Source organism: Salidesulfovibrio onnuriiensis, assembly GCF_008001235.1.
Classification (GTDB): Bacteria; Desulfobacterota; Desulfovibrionia; order Desulfovibrionales; family Desulfovibrionaceae; genus Pseudodesulfovibrio; species Pseudodesulfovibrio onnuriiensis.
Window position 1 is genome coordinate 253,437 of the sequence record NZ_CP040751.1, and the last position, 17,666, is coordinate 271,102.

The window sequence follows — 17,666 nt, forward strand, 5'->3', positions numbered from 1 at the left end:
GTATCCCTCGTCCGAGCTCGAGGCTGCCAAGAAGGGTGCGAATTCGCGGCGCAAAAAAAGCCAGCCCCAGCGTATGACCCAATACGCGAGGAGCTGGCTTTCTTGCAGCAACAAAGTAGACGCGCCCCTATGGGCGGCCGTCCCTATTCGTAACTCACCTGAACCTTGTCCAGGTAGCGGTACACGTCGGCCAGGCACAGGCGCAGGCTGGACTCGTCCTTGGCGTCGGCCAGCAGTTCCAGTTCCTTGCACAGGCGGCCGAGCCCCTTGAGGCCGAACCCGTAGGCCGCGCCGCCCACCTTGTGGCCGAGACGCCGCACTTCCGGGAAGTCGAGCCTGATGAGCGCGTCCTCCATTTCCTTGCAGTCGTCCCGGCTGTGCTCGATGAACGGGTTGATCAGGTCGCGGAAGTTCATGTTGACCACTTCCTGCGGCGCGCTCTCGGCCTCGGGCGCATTGGAGCCCGCATGCTTGGCCAGGGCGTCCAGCAGGGTCAGCTTCTTGACCGGCTTGACCAGGTAGTCGTCGCACCCGGCCTGGCGGCAGCGTTCGCGGTGCTCGGCAAAGGAATGGGCGGTCAGGGCGATGATGGGCGTGTCATGCACCTCTCCGGGATTCGCTTCGTATTCGCGCATGGCCTCGGTGGCGGCATACCCGTCCATGACCGGCATTTCCATGTCCATGAGCACGGCGTCGTACTTGTTCTCCTTGAACATGGCCAGCGCCTGCTTTCCGTCCTCGGCCATGTCCAGGCGCACGGGCGAATTCATGAGATACAGCCGCACGATCTCGCGGTTGGAGGGGTTGTCCTCGGCCAGCAGGATGCGCAACGGCGGCAATTGCGTTTCCAGGTGCCGAACCTCGTCGCCGCCGGACGGCTGGCTCACGCCGGTGGCCTCGAACACGGAACGCACCAAGTCGCGGCGCTTGAAGGGCTTTTGGCAACAGCTGTTGATGCCCAGCTTGGGGAACATGTCGTGGCAGTCAACATACCCCTGGGTAAGCATGATGATGGGCGGTTTTTCCTCGAATTCCTGGCGGATGATCTTGGCCAGGCTCAACCCGTCCATGCCGGGCATGATCTGGTCGATGAACAGCAGGGAATAGGCCTCGGCCCCCTGCTCCCGGAGCAGGGCGAGGGCCGCGGATCCGTCCTCGGGCGCATCGACTTCCGCGCCCCAGGCCCCCAGGATCTCGGCCAGAATGGCCCGGCTGGACCCGTTGTCGTCCACCACCAGCGCCCTGGTGCCGGAAAGTTCGGGGAGCGGCTGCTGCCTGGCGTCCTTGGCCTTGGACATGACGGCCGTGAACTTGAAGACCGATCCCTTTCCGGTCTCGCTTTCCACCCAGATCCTGCCGCCCATGAGGCCCACCAGCCTGCGGCAGATGGCCAGTCCGAGGCCGGTGCCCCCGTAGCGTCGGGTGGTGGAGCTGTCCGCCTGTAGGAAGGGATCGAAAACGGATTCCAGTTTCTGGCGGTCGATGCCCACCCCTGAATCGCGCACGGAAAAGAGCAGGGCGTCCGCGCCGTAGGAGGCCGGGGCGGGCTCCACGCCCAGCAGAATTTCACCGCTGTCCGTGAATTTCACGGCATTGGAAAGCAGGTTGAGCAGGACCTGGCGCAACCGCGTGGGGTCGCCCATAACGCTTTCCGAAACGCCGGGCGCAATGCGGCAGACCATTTCCAGCCCCTTGGCATGGGCCTGGGACGCCAGGGTGGCGGCAACGCCCTCCACCTCGTCCCGCAGACGGAAACGGATGTTCTCCAGCTCGATCTGACCGGCCTCGATCTTGGAAAAATCCAGGATGTCGTTGATGATGGCCAGCAGGGTTTCCCCCGAGGTCTGCAGCAGTTCCACGTAGCGCATCTGCTGGCTGTTGATCTGGGTTTCGCCCAGGAGGTCGGCCGTGCCTATGATGGCGTTGAGCGGCGTTCGAATCTCATGGCTCATGGTGGAGAGGAACACGCTCTTGGAGGCGTTGGCCTCCTCGGCGGCCACCTTGGCCTTTCTGAGCTGCTCCGAGGTGTTCTTGTGCTGCTCCACCTCGTGCTTGAGTTCCTCGGTGCGGCTTTCCACCAGCAGGCCGAGGGTTCTCTTCTGGGACTCGATGGCCCGCAGCCGCAGCTTGACGCCCGCGTAGCAGCCGACCACGAAGACCAGGATGATGAACGTCCGGAACCACCATGTCTTGTAGAACGGCGGGGTGATGATCACCCGCAGGGAAGTCCCCTGCTCGTTCCAGACCCCGTCGCTGTTGGCGGCGCGCACCCGGAAGGTGAATGTTCCATGGTCGAAGTTGGTGTAGGTGGCCGTCTGCACCCTTCCCGAATCCACCCATTCCTTGTCGAATCCCTCCAGCATGTACTGGAAGCGGTTCTCCGAAGGGTTGTTGTAGTCCAGGGCCGCAAAGGAGAAGGAAAAGAACTTGTCCCTGTAGGAAAGGGTGATCTCCTGCGCCTCGGTGATGTTCTCCTTCAGGTGGGCGGGCTTGTTCATGACCCGGAGCCCGGTGATGACCACGGGCGGGGGCACCATGTTCAGCTTGACCTTTTCCGGATCGAACACGGTGACACCCTGGGTGCCGCCGAAGACGGCCTCGCCCTTGTCTGTCCGGGTGTAGCCGTTCATCCAGAACTCGTTTCCCTGCAGGCCGTCCTGGGCCTCGAAATTGAGTACCTCGCCGGTGACGGGATTCAACTTGAAAATGCCCTTGTAGGTGCTGGCCCAGAGCATGCCCTGCCTGTCCACCACCATACCCTGGATGGCGTCGTTGCCCAGGCCGTCCTGGACCATGTAGCGCTTGAACACGCCCGCGGCCACGTCAAAACGGTTCAGCCCCTTGTCCGTGCCCACCCAGATCGCGCCGTCCGGGGTTTCCACGATGGGCGTGACCCGGTCGTTGGAGATGCTGGTGGGATCGGAAGGGTCATGCATCCAGTAACGGGCCTTGCCCGTGGCGCGGTCAAAGAGGTTCAGGCCCGCATTGGTGCCGAGCCAGAAATTGCCCTTGCTGTCCTCAAAAATGTTGCGGATGCGGTTGTGGCTGATGCTTTCCGGGTCGTCATCGTTGTGCAGGTACTGGGTGAAGGTTCCCGTTTCCCGGTCCAGCTTGTTCAGCCCCCGCTTGCTGGTGCCCACCCACAGGGTTCCCTGCCTGTCCTCGTAGACATACCAGATATTGTCCATGCTCAGGCTTGCGGGGTCCCCTGGATCGTTCCGGTAGACCTTGAGCACCTCTCCCGTGGCCCGGTCCAGGGCGATGAGACCATCGTCCTGGGTGCCGATCCAGAGCACGCCCCTGGAATCGCCGTATACATAATTGATCTTGTCGCTGGGCAGCCGGCCGTTCTCCACCGTGAACCGGGTGATGTTCCCGGTGTGCCGGTCCACGCGGTTCAGGCCGCTGTTGAGGTTCCCCACCCAGAGGGTGTCGCCCTCGCCCCAGACAAACGGGGCCACGGGACCGGCCAGGCTGTTCTCGTTCCAGGGCTCATGCCGGTAGAGGCCGAAGGCCTGCACCTTGGGAGAAAGCCGGCAGGCGCCGTTGCCGTAGGTGCCGACCCAGAGTACGCCCGAATGGTCCTCGAAAACAACCCGAACCTCGTCGTTGCTCAGGCTGCGGGGGTCATAGGGGTTGTGGCGGTAGAACTCGAAATCCCATGCGCCGGGGCTGCCCTTGCGCTGTGTGCGCAGGGCCAGGCCGAACTCGGTTCCGAGCCAGAAATCGCCTTCCCGATCCTTGTAGATGGCGTCCACCTCGATGGGGTCGAGGTAGGGAGTGAAGACGCCGGATGCGATATCTAGGAGATGCAGGCCGCCTTCCTCGGTGCCCACCCAGAGTTGGCCGGGATTTTCCGCGAACAGGCTCAGCACCAGGTCGTGGCGCAGGGACTGGGGCCCGCCGTCGGCCAGATAGCGGGTAAAGGTGCCGGTGGCCGGATCAAAGCGGTTCAGGCCATGCTCGGTCCCCACCCACAGGGTCCCGGAAAGGTCCTCGGCAATGACGCGGATCTCGTTGCTGCTGATGCTCCCGGGATCGCCGGGATCGTTGCGGTAGCTGGTGAAGGTCTTTGTTTCGGGATCGAAACGGTTGAGTCCCTCGTAGGTGCCCACCCAGAGAACGCCCTTGCTGTCCTCGTACAGGGCGCGCACCGAGTTGCCGGAAATACTGGAGGGATCGTTCGGATTGTTGACAAAGGCCTCGAAGGTGCCGGAAACGCGGTCGTACCGGTTCAGGCCGCCGGTCTTGGTGCCGACCCAGAGCGTCCCCTTGCTGTCTTCGAGCAGGGCGCGGATGTTGTTGTCCGACAGGGAGCCGGGGTTATCAAGCGCATGCTTGAAGACCTTGACCTTGTTACCGTCGTAGCGGTTCAGGCCCTCGTAGTTGCCGATCCAGATGAATCCCTTGGAGTCCTGGATCATGCACAGCACATGGGACTGGGACAGGCCGTCCTCCGCCGTCAGCCTGTCGAAACGAAGACTTCGCCCGGCCGCCAGGGACTCGCCCGCACCGGCCAACAGGAACACCGCACTCACCGCCAACGCAACAGCCCAAACAACGCGCTTCATCAGAAATCTCCCGAGCAGGAAATTGATGCCCCCTTCCCGGATGCACCGCAGTGCACCTCGCTCACACCGGAAATTCGCAAACCCCATACCGCGAAAACGTACCCGTTCTTAATCCTTGAGCAAAGATTACAGAAAACAACCATAAAGACCACAGCGAACATAGCACATTATATTTTTATTTCCAGCGGCATGTAACTTGAATGGGATTTCCAGACGTCAAAAAAATAACCACCCGTGGAGGGCGACCATGAGACATACCTGTATCTTGTGCGGCAAGCAGATCGAGAACCACGACTTCTTCATGGACTACGGCCAGGGGAACGTCTGCAGCACCTGCCTGGTGGGCCTGGAGGTACCGAACATGGGCATCTCCGCCCTGTTCATGCAGGACCATTCCTGCGAAGCGCCCAAGTACGAGCCCAGCGAGGAACTCGTTCTGGAGGCCATGCAGGCTATCTCGTAAAACAGGCTGCCGACAAGGCGCCTGCTTCATCGTTGCTGCGAAAAAGACTCACCCTTACGTGTGCATGATACGCGTCGGGCAAGTCTTTTCCTTGCGCCTTGAATACGATGCCCTCTTGCAAGCCTGCGGCTTGGCAAGGTCGCCTGGAAAAGTGCGTATATAAGGAATAATAAAAAGGCAGACCCGACGTGTATTCAAGCATACACGAGGGACTGCCCCTTTTGGAAACGACGCCGTAGGCGTGCTCTCATCGGCAACCGCTATTCCGTTTCAAAACCGATCTTCCTGATCGCCTCCTTGACGGCGTCCTCGGGAACCGGCTTTTCCTCGTCATACTTTGCAATGCCGCTGGCCAGGTCCACGGAGACGTTGATCACGCCGTCCAGGGCGTCCAGGGCATCGGTCACGGACTTGACGCAATGCTGGCAGCTCATGCCGTTCACTTTTACTTCCGCCATACCACAACTCCTTTATTTGTTTTCATAAAATCTTAACCGCAAGGCATTGGAAACCACGGTGACCGAGCTGCAGGCCATGGCCGTGCCCGCCATCATGGGGTTCAGGGTGGGCCCGCCGAAGGCGTGCAGCAGCCCGGCGGCAACCGGGATGCCGATGGTGTTGAAGGCAAAGGCCCAGAAAAGATTCTGCCTGATGTTGGCCATGGTGGCCCGGCTCAGGCCCAGGGCCGTGAGCAGCGCGTTCAGGTCGCCCTTCATAAGCACCACGTCGCCGGAATCCACGGCCACGTCGATGCCCGATCCCATGGCCAGGCCCAGGTCGGCCCGGGCCAGTGCGGGCGCATCGTTGATGCCGTCGCCCACCATGGCGGTCTTGAGGCCCTCGGCCTGGAGCTTCTCCACTTCCTCGGCCTTGCGGTCCGGCAGCACCTGGGCAATGACCCGGTCAATGCCGGCCTGGCGCGCCACGGCCTCGGCCGTGGTTTTGTTGTCGCCGGTGAGCATGATCACCTGCATGCCCATGGAATGCAGCCGGGAGACAACAGCCGGGGCCTCGTCGCGCAGCTTGTCCGCAATGCCGAACACCGCAGCCATCTTCCCGTCCACGGCCATGAACAGAGCGGTCATGCCCTGACCCGACAGGGCGTCGGCGGCCTTGACCACGGCATCGGACGCCGCGTCCGGAATATCGCTTTCCCGCATGAACTCGGCGTTGCCCATGAGCACGTTGCGCCCGCCCGCAGTGGCCCGCAGTCCCCGCCCGGGAACGGCCTCGAAGGACTCGGGCTCGTTCATGGCCAGGCCTTTGGCAGCGGCCCCACGCAACAGGGCCTGCGCCAGGGGGTGTTCCGATTGCGACTCGGCAACGGCGGCCAGTTGCAGGGCCTCGTCCCCCGCCATGCCGTTGAACACGGAAGTCTCCACCAGTTCGGGCCTGCCGTGGGTCAGGGTGCCGGTCTTGTCGAAGACCACGGCATTGATGCTTCCGGCCTCCTGCAGGGCCCGGCCGCTCTTGATGAGCACGCCCAGCTGCGCGCCCCGGCCCGTGCCCACCATGATGGAAACCGGCGTGGCCAGCCCCATGGCGCAGGGGCAGGCAATGACCATGACGGCCACGAAGATGCGCAGGCTGAACGGGAAGTCCGCCCCGCCCACCGTGAACCAGATCAGGCCCGAGGCTATGGCGATGCCGATGACCGCCGGAACGAAATAGTAGCTGATGCGGTCGGCCAGGTTGGCGATGGGGGCCTTGGAGCCCTGGGCCTCCTGCACCAGGCGGATGATGCGGGCCAGCATGGTGTCCGCACCCACGCGCTCGGCGCGGACCGTGAGCGCGCCCGTGGTGTTGAGGGTGCCCCCGGCGACCGGGTCTCCCTCGTCCTTGGAAACGGGCACGGATTCACCCGTGAGCATGGACTCGTCCACGTGGGAACGGCCCGAAAGCACCACGGCGTCCACCGGGATGCGCTCTCCCGGCTTCACCAGCAGGGTGTCGCCCGGCTCCACCTCGTCCACGGGAATCTCGCGCTGTTCCCCGTCCGCGACTAGGGTGGCCGTATCCGGAGCCAGCTTCATGAGCGAGCGGATGGCGTCCGAGGTCTTGAGCTTGGACCGGGCCTCGAAATACTTGCCCAGGGAAATCATGGCGATCAGCACGGCGGCCGACTCGAAATAGAGGTCCATGGCCCGTTCCACCGGCTCCACGCCCAGGAGGATCTCCAGGGTGTTCCACAGGGAATAGGCCAAGGCCGCGCCCGTGCCCACGGCCACCAGGGAATCCATGTTGGGGCCGCCGCGCAGCAGGGCCGGAATACCCTGGGTATAGAACCGCCTGCCGGACCAGACCACGGGCAGGGCCAGGCCGAGCTGAACCAGGGCGAAGGTCAGCGGATGCATGAAGGGGTCGAGCCACAGGGGCAGGGGCATGCCCCACATGTGGCCCATGCTGAGGACCAGGAGCGGCAAGGCAAAGAGAAAGGCCGGGATGAGCTCCAGCTTCTGGGTGCGCAGCCGTTCCTCGGCCTCGCGGCGCTTTTCCTCGAAACGCGAGGTCCCGGCGCTCCGGGTCTCGGTGGTGAAGCCCGCGTCGTGGATGGCCTTGCGGATCTCGCGGCGGCCCACGACCTTGGGGTCGAATTCGAACCGGCCGGTCTCGGCGGCCAGGTTCACGCTGGCGCTCTCCACCCCGTCCAGGGCCGCGACCACCCGCTCGATGCGGGCCGAGCAGGCCGCGCAGTGCATGCCGCCGAGCCCCAGGTCCAGGGTTTCCCTGTCGGAGACGAATTCGGCCTCGAACCCGAGAGCCTTGATGCGGTTCCCCACCTCCGCGATGTTCAGCGAATCGGGGTCAAAGGAGAGATCCATGCTCTCCGCGGCCAGGTTCACGTTCACGTCCCGCACGCCCTCCATGCCGCCCACAACCCGCTCGATGCGGGCCGAACAGGCCGCGCAGTGCATGCCCTTGATATTGGCTTGAGCCTTGCTCATGACTTCTTTCTCCAGAATGTCGGTGATCGAATCGTTCAGTTGAAAATAGTTATCAACGAAACAAAGGCAAGGCAAGCGGCGAAATAAAATTGGGAGGCTAGACCGCGGCCTTGAACATGGAGCCCGGGAGGGGCGCTTCGGGGGTGGTTGTCTGGCTGTAGGCGGCCAGGCCGCGGCGGCGCTGGAACAGGGAGGCGCACTCCCCGGAGCCGAAGGATGCCTGGCGGTCGTTGACGGCCTGCTGGGCCACCTGGGCCCGCAGCCCCTCGACCTGGCGTTCCGCGCCATAGGCGTTGGCCTTGCGGCGGCTTTCCGCGGCTTCGGGGGAAAGGGACTGGTCCAGTTCCATGTCCCGGGAGGAGAACTCGATGCCGAGTTTGCCCAGGGAAAAGCCCACGGTGCGGCATTTGAGCCGCGCACTGGGCGTTTCCCGGCCAGAGGCAGCGCCGCTTCCCTGCGCGGGAATGGCCTGCGTCCGCTGGTACTGCCGGATGGCATCGACGTTCATGGCAAACCCTCACCAATCCCGGCTTTTTTCCCATAAAAAAAGCCAGGACACGAAACCGTGCCCGGCTGTCCCTACGGCCCTGTGCCGCCCTCACTCCAGAAGGGACGCTCGGCGGCCTTCCCGCTCCTTCGGAAAAGCCGATACATTAATCAATATTTCATATAGCAATTCGCGCTTCATTTGACAAGAGGCACGCTTGTTTGTAACCAAACTAGCCCGGTCTTCCCCAAGCCGGACAACACCTTTCAACCCCCAATTTCAGGACAGGCAGTAATCATGGGATACAAGATCTTGCACAAAAAGGAGCTGATCCCCGGCCAGACTTCGCTTCTGGTCATAGATGCTCCGCAAATCGCGAAAAAGGCACAACCCGGAAACTTCGTCATATTGCGGATTGACGAGCAGGGAGAGCGGGTTCCCTTGACCATCGCCGACAAGGACCGCGAAGCGGGCACCATCACCATCGTCTACCTGGTGGTGGGCAAGTCCACGGCCCAGCTCCAGACGCTGAACGAGGGCGACGAGATCCTCGACGTCTGCGGCCCGCTGGGCAAGCCGACCCATATCGAAAAGCAGGGCACTGTCATCTGCGTGGGCGGCGGCACGGGCATTGCGGCCATGCACCACATCGCCAAGGGGCACCACGAGGCGGGCAACCACGTGGTGGCCATCATCGGCGCGCGCACCGAGGAGCTGCTCCTGTTCCAATGCGAACTGGACGGTTTCTGTCCCGAAGTCCTGGTGGCCACGGACGACGGTTCCGTGGGGCACAAGGGCTTTGTCACCGAAGTGCTCAAGAAGCGCCTGGAAGAGGACAAGAACGTCTCCGAAGTGGTGGCCATCGGTCCCGTGCCCATGATGGAGGCCGTGGCCAAGGTCACCAAGGAATTCGGCGTCAAGACCACGGTCAGCCTCAACTCCATCATGGTGGACGGCATCGGCATGTGCGGAGCCTGCCGCTGCACCGTGGGCGGGGAAACCAAATTTGCTTGTGTGGATGGCCCGGAATTCGACGGCCAGCAGGTGGATTTCGCCGAGCTCAAGTCCCGCCTCTGGCAGTTCCGGGACCAGGAGCAGAAATCCATGGACGGGTTCAAGCAGGAGGGAGGGTGTCGCTGCCATGGCAAATAATACCCCCAAGAAACCCTCCAAGGTCGGCCCGCGCGTGCCCATGCCCGAGCAGCCGGCGCAGGAACGCATCCGCAATTTCAATGAAGTGGCCCTGGGATACACCCGCGAGCAGGCCATGGCCGAGGCGCAGCGCTGCCTGCAATGCAAGAAGCCCCTGTGCCAGAAGGGCTGCCCCGTGGAAATCGACATCAAGGGCTTTATCGGCAAGATCTGCGAAAACGATCTGGAAGGCGCCTACAGCACCATCCTGGGCACCAACTCCCTGCCCGCGGTCTGCGGCCGGGTCTGCCCCCAGGAAAACCAGTGCGAAGGCATGTGCATCCTGGGCAAGAAGAACGAGCCCGTGGCCATCGGCCGCCTGGAGCGCTTCGTGGCCGACACCTTCCACGCCGACGACGCCTGCGAGGAGATCACCGGCACCCACGCCTGCGCCATGGAGCGCGAGGACCTCAAGGTGGCCTGCATCGGCGCGGGCCCCTCGTCCCTGACCGTGGCCGGGAACCTGGCCTCCAAGGGCATCAGGGTCAAGGTCTTCGAGGCCCTGCACGAGCCGGGCGGCGTGCTCATCTACGGCATTCCCGAATTCCGCCTGCCCAAGGCGATCGTGGCCAAGGAAGTGGCCGCGCTCAAGGCCCTGGGCGTGGAAATCGTCACCAACTGGGTCGGCGGCAAGACCATCACCATCCAGGACCTGCTCAACGAGGGATACGACGCCATCTTCATCGGCGTGGGCGCGGGCCTGCCCCGCTTCCTGAACATCCCGGGCGAAAACTTGGTGGGCGTGTTCTCGGCCAACGAATACCTGACCCGCGTCAACCTCGGCCGGGCCTACAACTTCCCGGACTACGACACCCCCACCTACATGGGCAGGAATGTGGCCGTGCTCGGCGGCGGCAACGTGGCCATGGACGCGGCCCGCACGGCCCAGCGCATGGGCGCGGACAAGGTGTCCATCGTCTACCGCCGCACGCAGGATGAAATGCCCGCGCGCCTGGAAGAGCTGCACCACGCCATCGAGGAAGGCATCGAGATCAAGGCCCTGTGCGGCCCGCTGGCCTTCAACGGCGACGACAAGGGCAACCTCGTGTCCATGACCGTTCAGCGCATGGAGCTGGGCGAGCCCGACGCGTCCGGCCGCCGCAGCCCGGTCTGCATCGAAGGGGCCACCGAGGACGTGCCGTGCGACATGGCCATCATCGCCGTGGGCACGCGCCCGAACCCGATCCTGCTCGAAGCCACCCCGGACATGGAGCTCAACAAGTGGGGCTACATCCAGGCCGACGAGAAGACCGGCGAAACCTCCATCCCCAACGTCTTTGCCGGCGGCGACATCGTCACCGGCGCGGCCACGGTCATCTCGGCCATGGGCGCCGGACGCCGCGCGGCCATGGAAATCGCCAAGCGGCTGCTGTAATTCATCAAGACTTCATGGGGGCGAAACCTTTTTCAAAAGGTTTCGCCCCCATACCCCCACTTCCAAAACTTTTTGTCGACACGCCTTCCGGCGTGTTTTTTTATGTGCCCTGCGCCATTTCCTCCCACGCTTGACGGGTTTTACGGCTCAGCGTATTGGCACCCTTCTAGTCTTGAAGCAATCATATATATACGATCTGGAGAGAGAGGATGAAAAAGGTCTTTTTTGCTGTACTGCTGTTGATGATGTTGGCTGGCTATGGCTGCGCCCCCACTGTCTGCCCGCCCCTTCCCGAACCGAAGGCTTATATCTCGACACAGCCCCCAAAGGTGAGGATTGCCGGGGTTCTCATCCAGGAGCCTCGTGGCATGAAATCAAATGACAGCGGGATGCCAGGGAACGACCTGCGGGCGGCCATGGCGGCAGGACAGAAAAACAACTACTACACCCAGGTTAAAACTATTGTAGCAGACGCTCTCTCAAAAGCTGACGGGTCGGATAAGACTGCCCCTGTCTATTCTGTCAGGGTGACAATTTCTGCCCTGCGCCCCGGCCATGTAAGCCTGCTATCCCTCAAAACCGAAGCCCTTTTTGCCGCCGACTATGAACTGATTGACGCCAAGACAGGTGCCTCTGTCGCTTCCGGTTCCTATAAAAACGTCGTGGATTTTGAACTCGGCGAGTGCTCCACCAACTGCATTACCCAGGCTCCCGGGGTGGAAGCACTGCACCGGGCCATCAGCCGATGCACCGAAGACTTCATCAAAGACATCAGCAAAGCAAACCTTGCTTCCGCCCCCACCCAAAAAGCGCACATTGACGGCACGCTAATGGATATCTTTGCAAATTCCGGCAATGACAGTCGTATTTCAGGAAGAGATTTCGACGCAATTGCACAGAACCTCTGGCTCCTGGGCAACATCAAATTTATCGTGCCGAACAAGGCCTTTCTGAAAATCCACAAAGGGAAACTGTTCACCCACTCCCCTGACAACGAATACACAATTGAGATCATCGCTCACGACTACGAGTACGATAATGGATTCTTTACAACCGACTTTTTCTATGAAGCCGAAAACATCATTTATCGAAATGGAGTAAAAGTGGGCAGCTTCATGTTCTCAACCAAGGAGTATGATGACTTGAAGCCAGAAGAGGCTTTCAAAATTCATTCGGGAAAAATCGTGGAATACCTCAAGGCGTTCAAGATATAGCCAACAAAGGGGAGGCCCATGTCCTTCGGGCCTCTCCTTTCCCACAAGCTCAAACCAACACGCCTTCCGGCGTGTTTTTTTGTGCGTTCGCACAATTCCGACGGACAAAACTTACATTCTAATCTCCCTCTCCCGCCGCCGTATATAGTAAAAAGAAGGAGAGGGAGGGGCAGCAGGCCACTCTCTTTCCGTCCTTTCCTCAAATGGTTCTCGAAAAAGCTGAGGTGCACAGTACTTTTTTGATTCGGCTGAAAGCCGACATGCACCTATCGCTTTTATGAAAAATCTAGGCAATTTCAAGGCAGCGATTAGCCCTCTGGGAATAGCAGGGCGGCCAGAATCCCCAATAAAACCATTCACAACCACCCAACTTTCCGGTAGTAGACGGCCCTTCCGCTTCCACGTACACTTATCGCCGAAATGATCGCACCGAAACAAATCAGAAGAACCAGAAAGCGCCTGTTCATCGGCCTGATCAGCGCGGCCTGCTTTGTGGTCTGCCTGCTGCTCATGCTGCTCTGGCTCATCCCCTATATCGGCCTCGACGCCATCCACCCGGTGGCGAAATGGATTCTCGGCGGCCTGCTCGTCTTCCTGGGCGGGTTCGTGTGCTGGGCCTACTGGGGCCTGTTCCTGAACATCGTGCTCAAGCGCCCCATCCCGGGCTCGCGCCGCTTCCGGGGCCTGGCCATCAAGCTCTTCCTGCCCCTCATGGTCCTGGTGGGCAAGGGGCTCGGCATCGACAAGAAGGCCATCATGCTCTCCTTTGTCAGCGTCAACAACGAGCTGGTGCTGGCCGAGGCAAGCCGCTACGACCCCAAGGACATCCTGCTGCTCATGCCGCACTGTCTGCAATGCAGCACCTGCGACAAGCGCCTGACCTACGACATCAACAATTGCAAACGCTGCGGCAAGTGCCCCATCGCCGGGCTCCTGGACCTGCACGACAAGTACGGCGTGCACCTGGCCGTGGCCACGGGCGGCACCATCGCCCGGCGCATCGTGGTCCAGCTCCGGCCCAAGCTCATCATTGCAGTGGCCTGCCAGCGCGACCTTTCCAGCGGCATCCAGGACACCTATCCCCTGCCCGTGTTCGGCGTGCTCAACGAGCGGCCCAACGGCCCCTGCCTGGACACCACCGTGGACCTGGAGCTGGTGGAGCAGGCCCTGCACCGCTTCCTGCGGGAGGATGCCCGGTCCCGCCCCAAGGGCGTGGCCATCGGTACGGGCGAGGCAGTTAAGTTGTAGGGTCGCCCAAGACTTTTGCCTTGAACTCTTCCCCAAAGGCTCCTATTGTCCCAGCATCCGGAATAATGGCAGAGGCTGGCGCTTTTCGCGCCGCGGCCTCGTTGAATCGCGAAGAACCTTGAACGGCCTGGAGGTCGATATGCGTCAGTTTCCGGAACGCACCGGTCCGCGCCGCCCTTCCTGCGGCGGCAAACACGGCGGCCGCTTCCCCGAACCATCCCGATCCTTCGGGCGCATCCGCGTGCCCGTGAACCATGCGCCGCGCGCCAGGAGCTAGCCATGCCCGCACCCAAGAACAACACACCCAAACGACTGCCCCCGGCCCGCGAAGCGGCCCTCGAGGCCCTGCACCGCTGCCTGGGAGCGGATACGGATATCCAGGGAGCCCTGGACCGAGCCCTTTCCAGCCGCCGGAACATGGACCCGCGCGACGCGGCCCTGGCCACCGAGCTCTGCTACGGATACCTGCGCCTCAAGGGACGGCTGGAATACATCCTGTCCCGCTACCTCAAGGACCCGTCCCAGCTGCCGCCCAAGATGCGGCTGGCCATGGGCGTTGCCGCCTACGAGCTGCTCTACCTGGAGCGCATCCCTGCCTATTCCACGGTGAACTGGGCCGTGGACTTCGCCAAGACCAAGCCCAACGCGCGGCTCACCGGCCTGTTCAACGCGGTGCTGCGCAGGGTCTCCGAGCTCGGGGACGAAGTCCACGACATGGAATGGTACGCGGAAGGGGCCACGGAAATCGAGACGCTCTGCCGCTACTATTCCTGCCCGGAATGGATCATTCAGCTGTGGACCAACGGCTACGGCCAGGACATTGCCCGGCACTACCTGGAGGCCCAGGTCCGGCCCCCGGCCATCGGCCTGAACCTCTACCGGCACCCGGACGCGGACATCCTCTACAACGAGCTGGCCGCCAACCCGGGCATCATCGACATCGACGGCATGAGCTTCGCGCTCCAGCCGGGCACGCCCCTGCCCAAGGCCGACCCGCCCATGGACCGCCAGAGCTTTGCGGCCCGCCAGGTGGTGGAGATGCTCGGCCCCAAGCAGTGGCCCACGCCCATCTGGGACGCCTGCGCCGGACGCGGCGGCAAGAGCCGGGTGCTCAAGGAAATGGGCATCGACGACATCTTCGCCAGCGACGTGCACCTGGGGAGGCTGAACGCCCTGCACCGCGAGCTGCCCAAGATACCGGTCTTCGCGGCCCGGGCCGACCAGGAGCCGCCCATCAAGGGCGCGGGCTCCATCCTGCTGGACCTGCCCTGCTCGGGGCTCGGCGTGCTCTCGCGCAGGCCGGACACCAAGTGGCGGCGCACTCCGCACAACGTTGCCGAGCTGGAACAGCTCCAGGCGCGCATCCTGGACAAGGCGGTCTCCGTGCTCAAGCCCGGCGGCACCATCGCCATCATCACCTGCACGCTCAACCCGGACGAAAACGAGCGCCAGCTCGACCGGCTGCTCAAGCGCCACGCCCACGCACAGGTGGGGGATACCTTCACCACGTCTCCGGATTCCCATTTGAATGAGTTCTTCTGGGGTGCCGTGGTCAAAGTCTGATTTTTGGCGAGAGGGGAGCCCTTTGCAAAGGGCTCCCCTCTCGCGCTCCCCCCTCCCAAACTTTTCAGCGAAAACACCCGGAGGCTCGCAGAGCCTCCGGGCGTTTTCAATATCCATTCAAATTCAAAATAACGGGCTTGCCCCTGTCAAAGACGCACCGGCAACCCGGGGTTTGCTTTGCCCGCCAATGGCCTTCCTAACCGAGCAAGAGCAGCAACACCGGCAGCGTGACCACGGACAGCACGGTCTGCGCGGTGATGATCTGGGCCATGAGTTGGTGATCCCCGCCCATCTGCCGGGCAAGGATGAAGGACGACACCGACACGGGAATGGCCGTGAAGATGACGGCCGCCAGGGTCGCCTCGTTGCCCGCGCCGAGCATGGAGCAGAACAGCACGGCCAAAAGGGGCAGCAGCACGAGATGCGCGGCCGAGGACACGGCCACGCCCTTGAGCGACGCCAGCACGCCCGCAAATCGCAGCCCCGCGCCCACGGCCAGCAAGCCCATGGGCAGGGCGGCCCGGCCCAGCAGATTCAGCAGGTCGGAAAGCACGCCCGGCAGCTCCAGGGAAAAGGCGTTCATGGCCATGCCCGCCGCACAGGCCAGGATGAGCGGGTTCCGGATCAGCTCCAGCAGCACCCTGCGGACGCCGCCCACGCCGTTGTCCCCGTGCCGCGAAAGCGTCAGCACGCAGAGCAGGTTCACCAGCGGGATGAGGGTCAGCAGGGCCACGGCGGAAAGCCCCATCCAGTCCGGGCCCAGCAGGGCGGCGGCCAGGGAAAGCCCCACATAGGTATTGGGGCGGATGGCCCCCTGAAAGACCGAGGTAAAGGCCGGGCCGTGGAGATTCACGGCATGACGGACGCCTTGCAGCAGCCCCGCCACGCAGACCACGGCCAGCACCAGGGAGGTGGCCAGCGGGGTGGCGCTGTCCTGGAATTCACGGCCGGAAAGGCCCTGCACCAGCATGGCCGGGAAAAGCACGTAATAGGTCAGCCGCTCGGACACGGCCCAGAAGCCCTGACCCGGAAAATCCAGACGCCGCAGCACGCACCCGAGCAGGACAAGCCCGAACACCGGGGCCACGGCCAGAATCACATGCAGCATGTCAGCCCTCCTTCCAGCGGTACAGGAAGTCGCAGTGGGACGCACCCCCGGCAATGGTCCGGGTGCGCCGGAACTCGATGCGCTCGCTGTAGCCCCGGGCAAAGGGCTCGTCGCGGCAGCAGGAAATGGTGCGCACCAGTTCGTCGGGCAGGCCGAGCTCCCGGTAGGCGTTGGCATATTCGCAGCGCAGGATGTTCAGCCGGAAGACATCAGTCCCGTCCTCCAGAATCTCGGGCTCCACGGCGTCGCCCGCGGCCCAGAGCCCGACCACGCTTTTGAAATGTTCCAGGCTCGGGCCGTCCGGGGCCTGGGCCGCAAAAGCCCGCCCGTCCCGAAAAGCCGTTTTTTCCAGGCCCGCCCGCACCACGGCCAGGGCCGCCTCCTGGGGCATGGCCTCGCACATCTGCCTGTAGAGCAGCCCGATCATGTCCGCCTCTATCTTCCTGCGTTCCAGCTGGGTGATCTTCATGGCCCCTGCGTACCACACAACGGTTTCTCCAGCCAGTTCAAAAGGTTCGGGCACTGCTCGCCAACCAAATAATTATTTTATTTCTCTCAACGTATGAAAATGTCTAGAAAAAATCTATCTCTTGTCATTTCGAATAGATGCAGTAGGTTTATCCCCAGGTGAAAAACCCTGCTCAGTTGTCCTTTTTATGGTAATTGGGTAATAATCACTTAACTAAATAAACCAAGCGCCGATAAAGGATAAGAATCCCTAAGGCATGGATATGACGAAACTATGACTGATCTGGAAAGGGAATTGGCCGGGCGCATGGCCCGGGTGCAAGAGGAAGTGGCCGAGACTGCCAGGAACTGCGGCAGGAACCCAGGGGACGTGACCATCGTGGCCGTGTCCAAGATCCATCCGGCCGAGTCCATCCGGGCGCTGCACGCATCGGGGCAGGTGGATTTCGGGGAAAACTATGTCCAGGAGGCCCTGGGCAAGCAGGAAACCCTGGCGGACCTGGACCTGCGCTGGCACTTCATCGGGGGTCTGCAGAGCAACAAGGCCAAGTTCGTGGCCGGGCAGTTCGCCCTGGTGCACAGCGTGGATTCGCTCAAGCTGGCGAAGATGCTGGACAAGAAAGCCTCGGAGCTGGGAGTCGTGCAGGACATCCTGGTCCAGGTCAACATAGCGCACGAGGAACAGAAGTCCGGCATTTACGAGGACAACCTCTTTGAAATGGCCGAGGAAGTGGCCGGGCTGGAAAACCTTCATCTGGTCGGGCTCATGACCATGCCGCCGTTTTTCGACGAGCCCGAGCGCGCCCGCCCGGTGTTCGCACGGCTCCGGGAACTGCGCGACAGCCTGGAGCCCCGGCTGGACATGAAGCTGCCGCACCTTTCCATGGGCATGACCGGCGACTTTGTCCCGGCCGTGGAGGAAGGCGCGACCCTGGTGCGTATCGGAACAAGGATTTTCGGGCCACGCCCGTATAAAAAGTAATATAAACAGGGAGGTTGTTCACAAGCATTCAGCAGCAAGGCGCAAGGAAAA

General features: G+C 62.4%; 14 protein-coding genes. 8 read left to right on the forward strand and 6 right to left on the reverse strand.

Annotated elements, in window-relative coordinates; genetic code table 11:
• Nucleotides 1–143 precede the first annotated feature (143 nt).
• Nucleotides 144–4,571, reverse strand: coding sequence for a hybrid sensor histidine kinase/response regulator (locus tag FGL65_RS01170; protein ID WP_187170480.1), 4,428 nt, complete (start codon nt 4,569–4,571; stop codon nt 144–146).
• A gap of 247 nt (nt 4,572–4,818) precedes the next feature.
• Between FGL65_RS01170 and FGL65_RS01175 the strand changes: the two genes are divergently transcribed.
• Nucleotides 4,819–5,034 (forward strand): hypothetical protein, encoded by a 216-nt coding sequence (locus tag FGL65_RS01175; RefSeq protein ID WP_147819086.1) that lies wholly within the window; start codon nt 4,819–4,821, stop codon nt 5,032–5,034.
• A gap of 260 nt (nt 5,035–5,294) precedes the next feature.
• On the opposite strand, the gene FGL65_RS01180 is transcribed toward FGL65_RS01175, so the two are convergent.
• From FGL65_RS01180 to FGL65_RS01190, 3 genes are all read right to left on the reverse strand, one after another.
• Nucleotides 5,295–5,492 (reverse strand): heavy-metal-associated domain-containing protein, encoded by a 198-nt coding sequence (locus tag FGL65_RS01180; protein WP_147819089.1) that lies wholly within the window; start codon nt 5,490–5,492, stop codon nt 5,295–5,297.
• A gap of 12 nt (nt 5,493–5,504) precedes the next feature.
• The gene (locus FGL65_RS01185; protein WP_147819090.1) at nt 5,505–7,979 is read right to left on the reverse strand and encodes a heavy metal translocating P-type ATPase; all 2,475 of its coding nucleotides are present in this window, start codon (nt 7,977–7,979) and stop codon (nt 5,505–5,507) included.
• Between the two features lie 97 nt (nt 7,980–8,076).
• The gene (locus FGL65_RS01190; protein ID WP_147819092.1) at nt 8,077–8,487 is read right to left on the reverse strand and encodes a hypothetical protein; all 411 of its coding nucleotides are present in this window, start codon (nt 8,485–8,487) and stop codon (nt 8,077–8,079) included.
• A gap of 276 nt (nt 8,488–8,763) precedes the next feature.
• Between FGL65_RS01190 and FGL65_RS01195 the strand changes: the two genes are divergently transcribed.
• The 6 genes from FGL65_RS01195 (at nt 8,764) to FGL65_RS01215 (ending at nt 15,057) form a co-directional block, all read left to right on the forward strand.
• Nucleotides 8,764–9,618 (forward strand): sulfide/dihydroorotate dehydrogenase-like FAD/NAD-binding protein, encoded by an 855-nt coding sequence (locus tag FGL65_RS01195; RefSeq protein WP_147819094.1) that lies wholly within the window; start codon nt 8,764–8,766, stop codon nt 9,616–9,618.
• Nucleotides 9,608–11,032, forward strand: a complete 1,425-nt coding sequence (gene gltA / locus FGL65_RS01200) for an NADPH-dependent glutamate synthase (protein WP_147819096.1) — start codon at nt 9,608–9,610, stop codon at nt 11,030–11,032. Before FGL65_RS01195 ends, gltA begins: the two co-directional genes overlap by 11 nt.
• A gap of 209 nt (nt 11,033–11,241) precedes the next feature.
• Nucleotides 11,242–12,246, forward strand: coding sequence for a hypothetical protein (locus tag FGL65_RS01205; protein ID WP_147819098.1), 1,005 nt, complete (start codon nt 11,242–11,244; stop codon nt 12,244–12,246).
• 420 nt (nt 12,247–12,666) lie between these two features.
• Nucleotides 12,667–13,494 carry a DUF116 domain-containing protein gene (locus FGL65_RS01210; RefSeq protein ID WP_147819100.1) on the forward strand — a complete coding sequence of 276 codons (828 nt, stop codon included), beginning with the start codon at nt 12,667–12,669 and terminating at the stop codon, nt 13,492–13,494.
• 139 nt (nt 13,495–13,633) lie between these two features.
• Nucleotides 13,634–13,771 (forward strand): hypothetical protein, encoded by a 138-nt coding sequence (locus FGL65_RS18110; RefSeq protein WP_187170481.1) that lies wholly within the window; start codon nt 13,634–13,636, stop codon nt 13,769–13,771.
• Between the two features lie 2 nt (nt 13,772–13,773).
• On the forward strand, nt 13,774–15,057 hold the full coding sequence (locus FGL65_RS01215; RefSeq protein WP_147819102.1) for a transcription antitermination factor NusB: 1,284 nt from the start codon (nt 13,774–13,776) through the stop codon (nt 15,055–15,057).
• A gap of 196 nt (nt 15,058–15,253) precedes the next feature.
• On the opposite strand, the gene FGL65_RS01220 is transcribed toward FGL65_RS01215, so the two are convergent.
• Together FGL65_RS01220 and FGL65_RS01225 are read right to left on the reverse strand one after the other, a co-directional pair.
• Complete coding sequence (locus FGL65_RS01220) at nt 15,254–16,165, reverse strand: AEC family transporter (RefSeq protein WP_147819104.1); 912 nt, start codon at nt 16,163–16,165, stop codon at nt 15,254–15,256.
• Between the two features lies 1 nt (nt 16,166).
• On the reverse strand, nt 16,167–16,634 hold the full coding sequence (locus tag FGL65_RS01225; RefSeq protein WP_187170482.1) for an L-2-amino-thiazoline-4-carboxylic acid hydrolase: 468 nt from the start codon (nt 16,632–16,634) through the stop codon (nt 16,167–16,169).
• A gap of 273 nt (nt 16,635–16,907) precedes the next feature.
• Here FGL65_RS01225 and FGL65_RS01230 point away from each other — a divergent pair, with 273 nt between their 5' ends.
• Nucleotides 16,908–17,615: a YggS family pyridoxal phosphate-dependent enzyme gene (locus FGL65_RS01230; RefSeq protein WP_147819108.1), complete on the forward strand. Its 708-nt coding sequence runs from the start codon at nt 16,908–16,910 to the stop codon at nt 17,613–17,615.
• Nucleotides 17,616–17,666: the final 51 nt, after the last annotated feature.